Raw genomic sequence first — 13,797 nt, forward strand, 5'->3', positions numbered from 1 at the left:
TCACCCCAAGGCCAGCACGTCCGGCGGATTGCCGATCGGCAGCGTGAAGTGGAAGCAGGCACCGCCGCCGAGGCGGTTGGACGCACCGATCTCGCCCTCGTGGGCCTCGACGATGCTGCGCGAGATCGCCAACCCGAGACCGACGCCAGCCACGTCCGACTCCTGCCGGCCGCGCTGGAACAAGTTGAACAGGCGGCCGGCGTCACCCGCCGGCAGGCCGGGGCCGGAATCGCTGACGCTGATCTCCAACTTGTCACCGAGCTGGCGCACGGCCAGCTCGATCGGCGCGTCGGCCGGCGCGTACTTGATGGCGTTCTCCAGCAGATTCCACAGCACCCGCTCGATCAACACCGCGTCGATACACACCGGCGGCAGATTGCGCGGCAGGTCGACGCTGATCTCCCGGTCGCGCCACTGACTGCGGATCTGCGTGAGTACCACGCCGACCACTTCATCCACCGGCTGCCAGGCACGGTTCAGCTCGACGCTGCCAGAGCTCAGCTTGGCCATGTCGAGGAGGTTCATCATCTGCTGGCAGATCGTCATGGCCTGGTTGCGGATCGCTTCGAGCAGGCGTTTCTGGCGCTCCGGCGAGGCTTTGCCGAGGGCCGCCGTGTCGGCCATGCTGACCAGTGCCGCCAGCGGCGTGCGCAGGTCGTGGGACAAGGCGCCGAGGATGGAGCTGCGCAACACCTCGGAGGCGTGCCGGACCTCGGTCTCCCGCGCCATCTCGGCGAAGCGCGAACGCTCCAGCGCCACCGCGACGAGGGACGCGACGGTCTCGATGTATTCGACGAAATCCGGGTGGGACACCACCGCCGGCATCGCCTCGAAGGCCAGCACGCCCTGGGTGCCGCTGGCCGCGGCGAGGGGCAGCAGGGCGTGCAGCGCGCCGTCCGGCAAGGGCTCCCAATTCAGCCGTGCCTGCTCGACGCAGGCCGCGAGGCGGCTGGCGAGCACCGGGAAAGGCGGTGCGATGAACTCCGCCGGCGGAATCAGGCGGGCATTGCGCGCGCCAACGGCGCTGGCCAGGAAGGCGAAGGTGGTGTCGGCCACGTCGGCGGCCGTCAACGCACCGGACAGTTCCCGCGAGAACTCGTAGAGCGTCTTGCTGAGCAGCGACTTGCGCTCGGCGATCTCGGCATGGCGCCGCAGGCGGACCGTGGTGTGGCCGACGGTCAGCGCGACCGCCAGCATCAGCACGGCGGGCAGGAAGTAAGGCGTGTCGGTCATGTCCGGGCCACGGCGCAGCGGGATCAACATGAGCATCATCAGCAGGGCCGCCCACGCCATGGCCAACCCGCCCCCCAAGAAAACAGCCCGCCGCCGGGTGGGCTGCGGGCTGGGCGGAAGAGCGGCGGCCGGGATCCTCATGGCGTTCGGAGGAACGCCCGGCATGGGAGCCTCAGTCCGCGACCTGCAGCGGCAGCCCCTTGCGGTTGCGGCCGTAGATGCGGGGGCGGAAGTGGCTGTCGATGATCGGCGTCAGCGCGTTCATCAGCATCACCGCGAAGGCCACGCCTTCCGGATAGCCGGCCCAGGTGCGGATCACGTAAGTCAGCAGGCCACAGCCGAAGCCGAACACCAGGCGGCCCACCGGCGAGTTGGGGGACGTGACGTAGTCGGTGGCGATGAAGAAGGCACCGAGCATCACGCCGCCGGACATCAGATGGGTCTGGGCATCGAGGAAGTGGGCCGGGTCGTAGGCGTTCAGCGCGGCGGCGGGCAGCGCGACACCGACCAGCATGGCCACCGGGATGTGCCAGCTGATGACGCGCTTGATGATCAGCATCAGGCCGCCGGCGATGATCAGCCAGGCCGCCGTCTCGCCCATGCTGCCGGCACGCTCGCCGATCATCGACAGGGCCGGCGCGTGGGCCGCCGACTGCAGCAGATCGACGCCGCGGGACATCTCGGTCTTCGAAAAGCCCAGCGTGGTGGCGCTGGTCATCGCGTCGAAGGCCGCAGGGATGCCCTTGAAGAGGATCACCAGGCCGTCCAGCGGGCCCGGCGAGCCCTCGGCGAAGAGCGGCGCGGCGCCGACCCAGGAGGTCATCTGCACCGGGAAGGAGATCAGCAGCGCAACGCGGGCCACCATCGCCGGGTTGAAGAGGTTCTGGCCGAGACCGCCGAAGACGTGCTTGCCGAGGACGATGCCGAACAGGCCGCCGAAGGCGCCGATCCACCACGGCGCCCACGGCGGCAGGGACACCGCCAGCAACCAGCCGGTGAGGATCGCCGAGCCGTCGGTGAGCGCCTTGCTGGCCTGGCGGTCCATGGCGCGCAGGAAGAAGGCCTCGCCGAGCATCGCCGAAGCGATGGTGATCAGCCACAGGTAGATCGACGGCCAGCCGTACAGCCAGAAGCCATACAGCGTGGAGGGCGCCAGCGCGACCATCACGGTGGCCATGATGCGACCGGGATTGTTGGAGGTGGTGGTGTACGGTGCGGCGACCGGACTGCCGAGGTTCTCGTTCATACCGTTTCTCCTTGAGCCTGCCCGCTATCCTTGACCGGAGCCTTGGCAGCGGCCGCCTTGGCTGCGGCAGCGGCTTCCTTCTCGGCCTTGCGGCGCGCGGCGGCTTCGGCCTTTTCCTGTTTCTCCCGCTCGATGCGCGCGGTGCGGGCTTCGGCCAGGCGCTTGGTGGCATCGGTGCGCAGCTTGACGCGCTCGGCGGCCATCATCTCGCCCTTGGCGTAGCTGAAGTACTGCACCAGCGGGATGTGCGACGGACACACGTAGGCGCAGCAGCCGCAGGAGATGCAGTCGCCGAGGGCGTAGCTCTCCGCCCCTTCGAAGTCTTCGACACGGATGTGTGCCGCCATCTCCATCGGCAGCAGGCCCATCGGGCAGGCGTCGGCACAGGTGCCGCAGCGGATGCACGGGCCGGCTTCCGGCGTGGCCGCTTCTGCGGCGTTGAAGGCCAGGATGCCGGAGGCGCCCTTGACCAGCGGGATGCGGTCGTGGGCCAGCGGCGTGCCCATCATCGGTCCGCCGAGGATCAGGCGGGCCGGCTCGCCCTTCAGGCCGACAAAGGCCAGCAGGTCGGTGACCAGCGTGCCGAGCGGCGCATAGATGTTGCCCGGCGTGGCGATCGCCCCGCCGTTGAGGGTGACGATGCGCTCCACCAGCGGCTGGCCGAGGCGCACGGCCTTATGCACGGCGGCGCAGGTGGACACGTTGTGGACCAGCACACCGACTTCCGCCGCGCGGGCGTTGGACGGCACTTCCTTGCCGGTGAGGGTCTGGATCAGCTGCTTGTCAGAGCCCATCGGGTAGCGCGTCGGCACCGGGCAGATCTTGACCTCGGAGAAGGACGCGGCGGCCTTGCGCATCGCGGCGATGGCTTCCGGCTTGTTGTCCTCGATGCCGACCAGCGCCTCTTTGGCGCCGATGGCGTGCATGACGAGGCGGACGCCATCGACAACCTGCTCGGCGAAGTCGCGCATGATGCGATCATCGCTCGACAGGTAGGGCTCGCACTCGCCGCCATTGACGATCAGGGTTTCCACCTTGAGGCGCTTGCCGAGGGCGAACTTGACCGCCGACGGGAAGGTCGCGCCGCCGAGGCCAACGACGCCGGCTGCTGCGGCCTTGCGGGCGATGTCTTCCGGCGCCAGCGCGAAGGGGTCGGCGACCCGGTCGGTGTCGATCCAGCGGTCCTGGCCGTCGGACTCGATGGTGATGGCGCGGAAGGGCAGGCCCGAGGCGTGCGGCGCGGTCACGTCACCGATGGAGAACACCGTGCCCGACACCGGCGCATGGATCGGCGCCGAGATGTTGCCCTGGGCGTCGGCCAGCAGCTGGCCCTTGAGGACCTTCTGGCCAACCACCACGATCGGGCGCGCGGCGCCACCGACGTGCTGGCTGAGGGGCATGTAGACGCGTTCGGGCGTCGGCAGGATGCGCAGGGGGGCATCGGCGGCCGGACGCTTGTGGTCGTCCGGATGTACGCCCCAGCTGGGCTCTTTGAAGAAGCGGTCGAGGAATCCCATGATGGCGTACTCAGCTGGCAGAAGAAGCGGGTTGCGGCCAGACCCAGTGCTGCAGGGTCACCGGAATGGGCATCAGGCTCAGCGCCTCGGTGGGGCACACGTTCACGCAGGACGAGCAGCCGGTACAGGCTTCGCGGATCACGTTATGGACCTGCTTGGCGGCGCCGATGATGGCGTCGGTCGGACAGACCTTCAGGCAGCGGCTGCAGCCGATGCAGATCTCCTCGGTCACGTCGGCGATCTGGGGGCCGGAATCCACCACCGCGGAGAGGTCCACCTTGATGCCCAGCTTGGCCGCCAGCGCCTCGGCGGTAGCCTTGCCGCCCGGCGGGCAGAGGGTCACCGGCGCTTCGCCCTTGGCCAGCGCCGCGGCGGCCTGAGCGCAACCCACGTAACCGCACTGACCGCACTGGGAGCCCGGCAGCATGGCCTGGATCTCGGCTTCGATCGGGTTCTCCTCGACCGCCAGGTAGCGCGACGCTGCACCGAGCATGCTACCCAGGGCGAGACCCATCAAGGAAAGGCTTCCGACTGATACCAACATGATGATCGTCCTCGTTTCTGGTTTCTGATTAGCTCGCGGCGATGCCGGAGAACCCCATGAAGGCCATGGCCAGCATCCCGGCCACGATGAAGGCGATCGGCGGGCCGGCGAACAGACGCGGCACCTGGACCAGCGCCAGGCGCTCCCGCAGGCCGGCGAAGATCACCATCACCAGGCTGTAGCCGAGGGACGACGCGAAGGCGAACAGGGTCGCGTGGATGAAGCTCATGCGCCCTTCGACCAGCAGCAGGGCGACGCCCAGCACCGCGCAGTTGGTGGTGATCAGCGGTAGGTAGATACCGAGCATCTGAAACAGCTCGGGCGAGACCTTCTTGATCGTCATCTCGGTGAATTGCACCGCCGAGGCGATCACCAGGATGAAGGTCACGGTGCGGAGGAAGCCCAGCCCGTAGGCGTCGAGCAGGTAGGTCTGCACGGCCCAGTCGGCCATCGACGAGACAGTGATCACGAAGGTCGTCGCGAAACCCATCCCTGCCGCGGTGTCGATGCGCGTGGTCACCCCCATGAAGGAGCACAGCCCGAGGAAGCGGGCGAGGATCACGTTATTGACCAGCGCGGCGCTGATCATGATCATGGCAAATTCTTTCATGGTCTTGTCCCAAGCCTATTTGCAGGTTTCATCGGGGCGCGCCCGACGCAGAAAATGGGGGGTCGCCTCGCCGCGCACGGCCAGACGGTGGGCGCCGATACGCGCCACCAGCAGCCCGAAGGCCAGGCCGGCGGCCACGCCGAGCATCGACAGCGGATCGCTCTCGTAGGCCGACTGCGCCACACCGCCACCACACAGGGCGGCCAGCAGCGGAAAGCCGTAGGCCAGCGCCGCGGCCTTCAGCAGCGCGCTGTTGTGGACGCCGACCACGATTCGCTCGCCCTCGCGCAGCTCGCCGGGGCCCGGCGGATTGTCGAGGCGAAAGCGGCGGGACTGGAGGCGGCTGGCGACCGAGCCGATGCCGGTCGCGCCGTGGCTGCCGCAACTGGCGCTGGAGGCGCAGCTGCCACAGCTGGTGGTCTGCTCCGGCTCGAGCCAGGCCCAGCCCGGCTCGACGCGGACGACCCGGGCGATGCCTTCCACCATCGGGGTGCTGGAGTCCTGGCTCATGCTGGCGATCTCGCGGGTGGCGTTCATGATCGGGATGGCTTTCAGGTGGTCACTCAGACCGCGTGGGCGCCGGCCATCTGGATTTCCTTGCCGGCACGCAGGTCGAGCACGCGCTTGACCACCACCAGCAGGCCAGTGACAATGAAGCCGCCCGGCGGCAGGATCATCATCAACACGCCCATGTCGGCGGGCAGCAGGCGCATCTCGATGACCTTGAAGGAGTTGCCGAGCAGCAGCGAGGCGTCGGCAAACAGCGTGCCGGAGCCGATGATTTCCCTCACCGCGCCGATCGCGGTCAGCGCGATGGTGAAGCCGAGCCCCATGAACAGGCCGTCGAGCAGGGCGGGAAATGGGGGCTGCTTGGCGGCGAAGGCTTCCAGCCGGGCCAGCGGCAGACAGTTGGAGACGATCAGCGGGATGAACAGGCCGAGCACCTTGTAGAGCTCATGCATCCAGGCGTTCATCGCCAGATCGACGAGGGTCACCATGGCGGCCACGATCAGGATGTAGACCGGGATCCGCACTTCGGTAGTGATCTGGTTGCGGAACACCGCCACCAGGTAGCTGGAGGCACCCATCACGACGGCGGTGGCGAGCCCCATGCCGAAGCCGTTGGTGGCACTGGTGGTCATGGCCATCGTCGGGCACATGCCGAGCAGCATGCTGAAGACCCCGTTGTTGTCCCACAGGCCATCCTTGACGATGGTGGAATACTGGTTCGAGTTTTCGGCGTTCGACATTTCAATTGCTCCCGGTCAGCGTGTCCTTGTTCGCGGCATAAAACTCCTGCCCGCGCCGTATGGCGGCCACCACGCCGCGCGGCGTGATCGTCGCGCCGGCGAACTGGTCGAAATCCCCACCATCCTTCTTGACCTTCCAGCGCTCGATGGACGGATTGCCCAGCGACAGGCCTGTGAAGCGCTCGATCCACGGGCCCTTCTTCACCTCGATCTTGTCACCCAGGCCCGGGGTTTCCTTGTGGGCCAGCACGCGCACGCCGAGCAGCTTGCCTCCGGCGTCGATGCCCATCATCAGGCGGATCTCGCCGGCGTAGCCGGTGCCGAAGATCTCGTAGGCCACGCCGGTCACCTGCTTGTCCTTGCGGGCGCGATAGACGGTGATTTCCTTGCCCTCTTCGTTCTTGACGGTGAGGGTGTCGAGTACCGGGTTGTTGTCGTGGATGTTGTCCGGCAGGACCTGGCTGAGGGAGTTCTGCTTGTCCTCGAGGGCACGGGCGGCGATGTCGTCGAGGGTGACATCGTTGGTCAGCGCCATCACCAGACCGAAGCCGAGACAGAAGGCGAACAGGATCACCCCGTGGATGTAGGGCTTTGGCTTGACGGCGACCGGAGCAATCGGCGAATCGTGCGTGGCGTTCATGATCTGTCGAAAATGAGGGGTTTGCCCTGATTTAGCAGGTCTTGTGCCAATGACTAGCGGATGCCCGGGAAGGCCCGGAATTGCGGTGTTTTACAGTCTTTGCGGGGATCTGGCGGATGGATGGCGGGCCAGGTTTTGTGGAGGAGACGCTACATGGCCCGGTTTGTCGCACGTATAAAGACAACAAACGACAAAGCCTTGTTTTGCGGCCATTTTCAAGCGGGCCACATATAAAGGATGCGTAAACGGCCGCTCTCAGGCGGGGGCCTGGGCCCGGCGGGCGGCCTCGATCAACATGGCCTGGGCATCGCTACAGGCGACCTGGTCCGCGACCTCGCCGACGGCCACCTCGAGGCTGATGGCATGACCGTCGATGCGCAGCGGATGACCCAGCAGTTCGACGAGGGCAGCCGTCAGGCGGGCACGCCCCGGCGGCGACGCCGGGTCGGCGGGCAGCACGCCGGCCCAGGCCAGCACCGCCGGCCGGAAGTCCGAGATCAGCACCGCGAAGCCACTGCCGTGGCGGCTCACGCAGTTGCAGTCGCTGTGCAGCACGCGCAGGCGCTTGCCGCTTTCCACCAGCACCCGCTCGGCCATCGCCGCACCGTGCTCGGCGGCGATGCGCTCCAGGGACGGGATAGCCAGGTGCACCACCATGAACGGATAGCCGGCGATGGTCGAGTGACCGAACACATGCTGCAGGCGGTCGAGGAACAGACTGAAGCCGAGCAGGCCGGTGGCGTTGTCGAAGAAGAGGCGACGACGGGCCTCCTCCTGGGCTTCGCGGCTGCTGCTAACGTCGGTGATGAAGCCTTCCAGGCCGAGGAATTCGCCGCGGCTGGAATGGATCCCGCGCCCCTGCTCCCACACCCAACGGGTCTGGCCGTCCCTGTCGATGATGCGGTAGCTGAGCTCGTAGCGCTCGCGCCGGGCCAAGCGCATCTGCACGTAGTTCCAGACGAAGTCCCGGTCCTCGGGGTGAATCAGGTCGGCGAAGCTGGCAGAGCGGTTATCCACCAGTTCCAGCGGCGTGTAACCGGTCAGCTCGAAGCAACCCTCGCTGACGAATTCCATCGTCCATTCCTTGTCGTTCTGGCCCCGGTAGATCATCCCCGGCAGATTGTCGAGCATGGTGTGCAGGCTGCGCCGCTGGGCACGCAGGGCTTCCTCGCCTCGCCGGCGCTGGTCGATGTCGAGGAGCATGCCGGCGATGCCGGCCTCCCCCCCCGGGGGCAGCTCCACCGGCCAGGCGCGCAGTTCCACCCAGCGCGGACCGAACGTACGGGCGGCGAGCAGGCGCACTTCCAGCGTCAGTCCGTCCCGCTCACCGGCCTGCAGTTGGCGCAGCCCCTTGGTCAGCGCGGTACGGTCTTCCACCGGGAAGAGTTGCAGGAAGGGCGTACCGAGACTGTCCGCCGCCGCCCGGCCGGTGGTCCGCTCCCAGCGGGAATTGAGATAGGCCACGTGCAACTGGGCATCCAGCGTGAACAGGATCTCTGCAGCCCCATGGGCGAAGCGGTTGCCCCACTGGTGGTCCGCCGCGCCTCCGTCGTCATCCGGCAGGGAGAAATGCAGCAACGCCATCGGTGAACGGTCGGCCCGGAACAGACTGATCCGCGCCGGCCAGGACACACCATCGGCGCGCAGCAGGGTGATCACATCGTCGCAGGCAGGAGTGTCGGCGGCCAGCAGCTCGGCCATCCGTCCCTGATGCTTGGGATGCACGATGTTGTCGAGGGGCATGCCGATCAGCTCGTCGCCACGTTCCTCCAGGCCGAGCGCCTTGAGCAGGGCCCGATTGGCGTGGGCGATGCGCCCGTTCTCGGCCAGCACCGCCGGCTGGCCGCTGTGCTGGGCGAACTGGCTGAGGGACGGATCAGCCAACGCCGGGCCGTTAGGCCGGGCGGCGGCGAGACGACGGCCGCCGAAACGCAGGGCCGTCCACGCCAATCCAGGAATCAGCGGCACGAGGGTCAGCACCGGCGTCTGGCGTCCAGCATCGCCGCAGACGATGACGGCCAGCACCGAAACCAGCAGGGTCGCAAAGAGATAGAGAGTCATGGCGGCAATCCGTGAGCGTGAATACCGCACCTGCACGGCGCGGCGTCCACATCAAGCAGGATTCACTCCATCCGGCATGGTGCCAGGTCGCCCGGATGCCGAGAACTGGCGTTTCCCAAAAGGCGCAAAAGTTGCTTTGAGAGAACAACATATCCCTGACGCCCCCAACGCTAACGATGCTTCCGTGCTGAAACGCTACCCGCTCCTGTCCCGCCTGAGCCTCATGCTGAGCTGCCTGGCCAGCCTGTGCGCGGCCTTGTTCCTCAGCGCCGGGGCCGCCGGGCGCCTGGAAGCAGCCGCCCGCGCAGCCCCCACCAGCCTGGCGGCCAGCCGGCTGGCGGGTATCGAGCTGATGGAGATCGTACTGGCGCTGGCCTTCCTGATCGGCTGCGCGATCACCTTGCGGATTGCCCACCGGGCCCTGGCCCAACGCACCGACTGTGCGCTGGCCCGCCTGGCCGCGCACACCGGCGGTGCGGACGTGCCGGTCGGCGGGACCGACGAGATCGACCGGTTGGTACGCGCGCTGGACGGCGTGTCGGCCCAGCTGGCCTGCCGCGTCGCCGACAGCGAACGTCTGTCCCGTAACGCCCATGAGCAGGAACGCTTCGCCACCCGTTCGCTGGAATTCATTTACCGTGCCTGTACTTGCCTGGCCGAGAACAACGCCAGCACCCAGTGGCTGAGTGCCTTGCTGGAGGACATGGCCGACTGCCTGCACGCCCGCAGCTGTTCTCTAGGCCTGCTGACGCCCCTCGCCGAAAGCCTGGGCGTGCCGACCCGCCTGGGCGCGCCGCGACTGGCCAGCCTGCTCGACGAGTTCGACGCGGAAACCCTGGCCCGCAAGGGCGGGCTGCGCCGCCAGGCGACTCATGCGGATGGCGAGCGGGTCGAGCTGGCGGTGCCGGTGCGAGACGCCGACGGCATCTACGGCATCCTGGTGGTGGAAGCCCGCAGCGACATGCTCTTCGAGAGCCGCTACAGCCGGCTGGTGGATGCGGTGGCCAGCCTGTTCGCCCTGTCGCTCGGCAGCCTGCAGCGCACCCAGCGCCGCCGCCGGCTGGCCTTGATGGACGAACGCAACGCGATCGCCGGCGAGTTGCACGACTCCCTGGCCCAGGCCTTGTCCTACATGAAGCTGCAGATCGCCCGCCTGCAACTGGAGATCGGGCGCAGCTGCGGTGCCTGCGCCCCCGGCGGCAAGGTGCTGGAGATTTCCGGTGACATCAAGACCGGCCTCGACAGCGCCTACCGCCACCTGCGCGAGCTGCTGTCGGCCTTCCGCACCAGCATGCCACCTGGCGGCCTGCAGCAGGCCATCCGCGAAGTGGTGGAAGAACTGTCAGCCCGGGCCGGCACCGAGATCGGCCTGGACTACCGGCTTGGCGACACGCCACTGTCGGTCAACGAGGAATTCCATCTGCTGCAGATCGTCCGCGAAGCGCTGACCAATGTGATCCGCCATGCCCGCGCCGGACACGCACTGATTCGCCTGGATTGCGAGGCCGGCGTGGTGGTCGTGCAGGTGGACGACGACGGCCGCGGGATGGCAGCCGGCAGCGGCGGCGAAGGCCATCACGGCGTCTCGATCATGCAAGACCGGGCCCGCCAGCTGGCCGGCACCCTGAAGCTGCAACCCGGCCCCGGCGGGCGCGGTACCCGCGTTGAGCTGTGCTTCCGCCCACGGGCGGGCCCGCCACCTTCTTCTCCCCCATTCGACACCGACAGGGACACTGCCCATGCACAGCCCCACTGACGACACACCGCCGATCCGCCTGGTAGTGGTGGACGACCACGCCCTCTTCCGCAAGGGCATCGGCCAGTTGCTCTCGATGTACGGCGACCTCCACGTGGTTGCCGAAGCCGCATCCGGCGCCGAAGGCATCGAAGCCGTGCTGACCCATCAGCCCGACGTGGCCCTGGTGGACCTGCACATGAAGGGCCTCGACGGCATCTCGGTGGTCCGCGCCCTGAAAACCGCCGGCTCGGCCACCCGCCTGGTGATGCTCACCGTGTCCGACTCCAGCTTCGACGTGATGGAAGCCCTCAAGGCAGGCGCCAGTGGCTATCTGCTGAAGGACATGGAGCCTGACGAGTTCTGTCTCAAGCTGCGCCAGGTGGCCGCCGGCGGTACCGTGCTGTCGGCCGAGGTTGGCGGCATTCTCGCCAAGCCCCAGCCGCCGAGCCGGGAGAGCATCGACGCCGGCTGGGCCTCCCTCACCGCGCGGGAGCAGGAAACCCTCGAACTGGTCTCCAAGGGCGCGTCGAACAAGATCGTCGCGCGCTCGCTGGGCATCGCCGAAAGCACTGTGAAGGTTCACGTGAAGCATGTGCTGCAGAAGCTCAACCTGCGCAACCGCTTCGAAGCTGCCGTGTGGCTGCGCGAACTCCGCCAGGAGGAGGGCCGGCCGTCCTGAGCTCAGCCTTGAAGTAGTACCAGAGTAGTATTTTCCCACGCCGGCCCGGCTGGCCTAATGAACTCAAGCTTCATCCCCTTTTCGACTAGGAGTTGCAGATGAGTTCATGGAGACTCTCGGTCCTCGCTGACCGCCACCGCGCCCTCGGTTCCAGCCTCGAAGACTGGAACGGCATGGGTACCGCCTGGACCTACCGGACCGATCTGGCCGACGAACACGAGGCAATCCGCACCCGTGCCGGCCTGATGGACGTGTCGGGCCTCAAGAAGATGCACATCATCGGCCCCCACGCCGAGGCACTGATCAACTTCGCCACCACCCGCAACGTCAGCAAGCTCTACCCGGGCAAGTCGGTCTATGCCTGCATGCTCAACGAGGCCGGCAAGTTCATCGACGACTGCGTGATCTACCGCAACGGCCCCAACGCCTTCATGGTGGTGCACGGCTCCGGCGCCGGCCACGAGATCCTGACCCGCGCAGCGGTCGGCCGCAACGTGGTGGTGCTGTTCGACGACGACCTGCATGACCTGTCCCTGCAAGGGCCGGTGGCCGTCGATTTCCTCGCCAAGCACGTGCCAGGCATCCGCGAGCTGCCCTACTTCCACCACATGCAGACGACCCTCTTCGGCCGCCCGGTGATGCTGTCCCGCACCGGCTACACCGGCGAGCGCGGCTACGAAATCTTCTGCAAAGCCGCCGACGCCCCGCTGATCTGGGACACCATCGTCGCCGAAGGCAAGGAAATGGGGATCATGCCCTGCTCCTTCACTGCCCTCGACTGGCTGCGCGTAGAGAGCTACCTGCTGTTCTACCCTTACGACAACTCCGACATGTACCCGATGGAGGGCGAACCCATCGGCGACAGCCTGTGGGAACTCGGCCTGGACTTCACCGTATCGCCGGGCAAGAAAGAGTTCCGCGGCGCCGCGGAGCACTACCGTCTGCAGGGCAAGGAGCGCTTCAAGATCTATGGCGTCGAGCTGGCCAGCAACCAGGCAGCCCAGGCCGGCGATGCCCTCTACGACGGCGACACCAAGGTGGGTTTCGTCACCTGTGGCATGTACTCGCGACTGGTAGAACGTTCGATGGCCATCGCCCGCCTCGATCCGGCCTACACCGTCGCCGGCCGCAAGCTGCAACTGCGCGGCGCCAGCCTCGAATGCGGCGCGACGACCCACACGCTGCCCTTCGACGACCCGGACAAGACCAAGCGCACCGCCAAAGGCTGAGCCCTGGTTTCCGTGGGGGCGCATTCACTCGCCCTCCACCGCTGGATCAAGCCCGCAGGCAAATGAATGCCTCCCGAGGGCTGCTTCACGCAGCCCCAATGGCCCGCCAGAGGCCGAGCAAAAGGAAACAGCCCATGAGCACCCCCACCCGACGTTACACCCTGTCCCTATCCTGCCCTGACAAGGTCGGCATCGTCGCCGCCGTCAGCGCTTTTCTGGCCAAGAACCACGGCTGGATCACCGAGGCGAACCACCATGCCGACCCCGAAGCCAAGCGCTTCTTCATGCGCCAGGAAATCCTCGCCGACTCCCTGCCCTTCGGCATCGACACCCTGCGCGACAAGTTCGCCCCCATCGCCGCCGAGTTCGGCATGGACTGGCGCATCTCCGACAGCGCCCGCAAGAAGCGCGTCGTCATCCTCGTCTCCAAGCAAGAACACTGCCTGTACGATCTCTTCGCCCGCTGGCAGTCCGGCGACCTGGACATCGACATCCCCTGCGTCATCTCCAACCACGAGACCTTCCGCGGCTTCGTCGAGTGGCACGGCATCCCCTTCCATCACGTGCCCGTCACCCCCGACAACAAGCCCGCCGCCTACGCCAAGGTCGAGGAACTCTTCCGCGAGGCCGATGGCGACGTGATGGTCCTCGCCCGCTACATGCAGATCCTCTCGCCGGAGCTGTGCATCAACTATCCCGGCCAGATCATCAACATCCACCACAGCTTCCTGCCCAGCTTCGTCGGCGCCAAGCCCTACCACCAGGCCCACGCCAAGGGCGTCAAGCTCATCGGCGCCACCTGCCACTACGTCACCAGCGAGCTCGACCAGGGGCCGATCATCGAGCAGGACGTCATCCGCGTGGATCACTCCGACGCGCCCGACGACCTCGTCCGCTACGGCAAGGACATCGAAAAGGCCGTCCTCGCCCGCGGACTGCGCTACCACCTCGAGGACCGCGTCCTCGTCCATGGCAACAAGACGGTGGTGTTCCGATGACCGCCCAGATCATCGACGGCAAGGCCCTCTCGAAGCGGCTGCGCGAGGGCTT

Annotated in this window: 13 protein-coding genes; 4 read left to right on the plus strand and 9 right to left on the minus strand. The window is 67.1% G+C overall.

What is annotated here, in order from left to right:
- The 9 genes from ACE3RX_RS20725 to ACE3RX_RS20765 all read right to left on the minus strand — a co-directional run bounded on the left by ACE3RX_RS20725 (nt 1) and on the right by ACE3RX_RS20765 (nt 9,101).
- Nucleotides 1–1,293 (minus strand): ATP-binding protein, encoded by a 1,293-nt coding sequence (locus ACE3RX_RS20725; RefSeq protein WP_374486870.1) that lies wholly within the window; start codon nt 1,291–1,293, stop codon nt 1–3.
- A 112-nt stretch (nt 1,294–1,405) separates the two neighbouring features.
- Nucleotides 1,406–2,479: an RnfABCDGE type electron transport complex subunit D gene (locus ACE3RX_RS20730; RefSeq protein WP_374486871.1), complete on the minus strand. Its 1,074-nt coding sequence runs from the start codon at nt 2,477–2,479 to the stop codon at nt 1,406–1,408.
- Nucleotides 2,476–3,996, minus strand: a complete 1,521-nt coding sequence (rsxC, locus tag ACE3RX_RS20735) for an electron transport complex subunit RsxC (RefSeq protein WP_374486872.1) — start codon at nt 3,994–3,996, stop codon at nt 2,476–2,478. Before rsxC ends, ACE3RX_RS20730 begins: the two co-directional genes overlap by 4 nt.
- Nucleotides 3,997–4,006: 10 nt before the next feature.
- A complete protein-coding gene (locus ACE3RX_RS20740; RefSeq protein WP_374486873.1) occupies nt 4,007–4,540 on the minus strand; it encodes an RnfABCDGE type electron transport complex subunit B in 534 nt (177 codons plus the stop codon).
- Nucleotides 4,541–4,568: 28 nt separating this feature from the next.
- On the minus strand, nt 4,569–5,150 hold the full coding sequence (rsxA, locus tag ACE3RX_RS20745) for an electron transport complex subunit RsxA (RefSeq protein ID WP_374486874.1): 582 nt from the start codon (nt 5,148–5,150) through the stop codon (nt 4,569–4,571).
- Nucleotides 5,151–5,165: 15 nt separating this feature from the next.
- A complete protein-coding gene (locus tag ACE3RX_RS20750; protein ID WP_374486875.1) occupies nt 5,166–5,687 on the minus strand; it encodes a SoxR reducing system RseC family protein in 522 nt (173 codons plus the stop codon).
- A gap of 26 nt (nt 5,688–5,713) precedes the next feature.
- Nucleotides 5,714–6,400 (minus strand): electron transport complex subunit E, encoded by a 687-nt coding sequence (locus tag ACE3RX_RS20755; RefSeq protein ID WP_374486876.1) that lies wholly within the window; start codon nt 6,398–6,400, stop codon nt 5,714–5,716.
- A 1-nt stretch (nt 6,401) separates the two neighbouring features.
- Nucleotides 6,402–7,040, minus strand: a complete 639-nt coding sequence (gene rsxG, locus ACE3RX_RS20760; RefSeq protein WP_374486877.1) for an electron transport complex subunit RsxG — start codon at nt 7,038–7,040, stop codon at nt 6,402–6,404.
- A 255-nt stretch (nt 7,041–7,295) separates the two neighbouring features.
- Nucleotides 7,296–9,101, minus strand: coding sequence for a PAS domain S-box protein (locus tag ACE3RX_RS20765; protein WP_374486878.1), 1,806 nt, complete (start codon nt 9,099–9,101; stop codon nt 7,296–7,298).
- 184 nt (nt 9,102–9,285) lie between these two features.
- On the opposite strand from ACE3RX_RS20765, the gene ACE3RX_RS20770 reads away from it, so the two are divergent.
- The 4 genes from ACE3RX_RS20770 to purU all read left to right on the plus strand — a co-directional run bounded on the left by ACE3RX_RS20770 (nt 9,286) and on the right by purU (nt 13,745).
- Nucleotides 9,286–10,857 carry an ATP-binding protein gene (locus ACE3RX_RS20770; protein WP_374486879.1) on the plus strand — a complete coding sequence of 524 codons (1,572 nt, stop codon included), beginning with the start codon at nt 9,286–9,288 and terminating at the stop codon, nt 10,855–10,857.
- Nucleotides 10,841–11,518, plus strand: coding sequence for a response regulator (locus tag ACE3RX_RS20775; protein ID WP_374486880.1), 678 nt, complete (start codon nt 10,841–10,843; stop codon nt 11,516–11,518). The genes ACE3RX_RS20770 and ACE3RX_RS20775 overlap by 17 nt, the downstream gene beginning before the upstream one ends.
- A gap of 98 nt (nt 11,519–11,616) precedes the next feature.
- Complete coding sequence (locus ACE3RX_RS20780) at nt 11,617–12,747, plus strand: aminomethyltransferase family protein (protein WP_374486881.1); 1,131 nt, start codon at nt 11,617–11,619, stop codon at nt 12,745–12,747.
- A 134-nt stretch (nt 12,748–12,881) separates the two neighbouring features.
- On the plus strand, nt 12,882–13,745 hold the full coding sequence (purU, locus tag ACE3RX_RS20785) for a formyltetrahydrofolate deformylase (protein WP_374486882.1): 864 nt from the start codon (nt 12,882–12,884) through the stop codon (nt 13,743–13,745).
- The last annotated feature ends 52 nt before the right edge of the window (nt 13,746–13,797 follow it).

Origin of the sequence: Zoogloea sp., from assembly GCF_041914405.1 — a bacterium.
Classification (GTDB): Bacteria; Pseudomonadota; Gammaproteobacteria; order Burkholderiales; family Rhodocyclaceae; genus Zoogloea.

What these genes read in the sequence shown, in the direction of transcription:
- purU (WP_374486882.1), top strand. Translation starts at nt 12,882, where the DNA reads ATGAGCACCCCCACCCGACGTTACACCCTGTCCCTATCCTGCCCTGAC.
- ACE3RX_RS20775 (WP_374486880.1), top strand. Translation starts at nt 10,841, where the DNA reads ATGCACAGCCCCACTGACGACACACCGCCGATCCGCCTGGTAGTGGTG.
- rsxC (WP_374486872.1), bottom strand. Translation starts at nt 3,996, where the DNA reads ATGGGATTCCTCGACCGCTTCTTCAAAGAGCCCAGCTGGGGCGTACAT.
- rsxG (WP_374486877.1), bottom strand. Translation starts at nt 7,040, where the DNA reads ATGAACGCCACGCACGATTCGCCGATTGCTCCGGTCGCCGTCAAGCCA.
- ACE3RX_RS20725 (WP_374486870.1), bottom strand. Translation starts at nt 1,293, where the DNA reads ATGGCGTGGGCGGCCCTGCTGATGATGCTCATGTTGATCCCGCTGCGC.
- rsxA (WP_374486874.1), bottom strand. Translation starts at nt 5,150, where the DNA reads ATGAAAGAATTTGCCATGATCATGATCAGCGCCGCGCTGGTCAATAAC.
- ACE3RX_RS20755 (WP_374486876.1), bottom strand. Translation starts at nt 6,400, where the DNA reads ATGTCGAACGCCGAAAACTCGAACCAGTATTCCACCATCGTCAAGGAT.
- ACE3RX_RS20730 (WP_374486871.1), bottom strand. Translation starts at nt 2,479, where the DNA reads ATGAACGAGAACCTCGGCAGTCCGGTCGCCGCACCGTACACCACCACC.
- ACE3RX_RS20780 (WP_374486881.1), top strand. Translation starts at nt 11,617, where the DNA reads ATGAGTTCATGGAGACTCTCGGTCCTCGCTGACCGCCACCGCGCCCTC.
- ACE3RX_RS20740 (WP_374486873.1), bottom strand. Translation starts at nt 4,540, where the DNA reads ATGTTGGTATCAGTCGGAAGCCTTTCCTTGATGGGTCTCGCCCTGGGT.
- ACE3RX_RS20765 (WP_374486878.1), bottom strand. Translation starts at nt 9,101, where the DNA reads ATGACTCTCTATCTCTTTGCGACCCTGCTGGTTTCGGTGCTGGCCGTC.
- ACE3RX_RS20750 (WP_374486875.1), bottom strand. Translation starts at nt 5,687, where the DNA reads ATGAACGCCACCCGCGAGATCGCCAGCATGAGCCAGGACTCCAGCACC.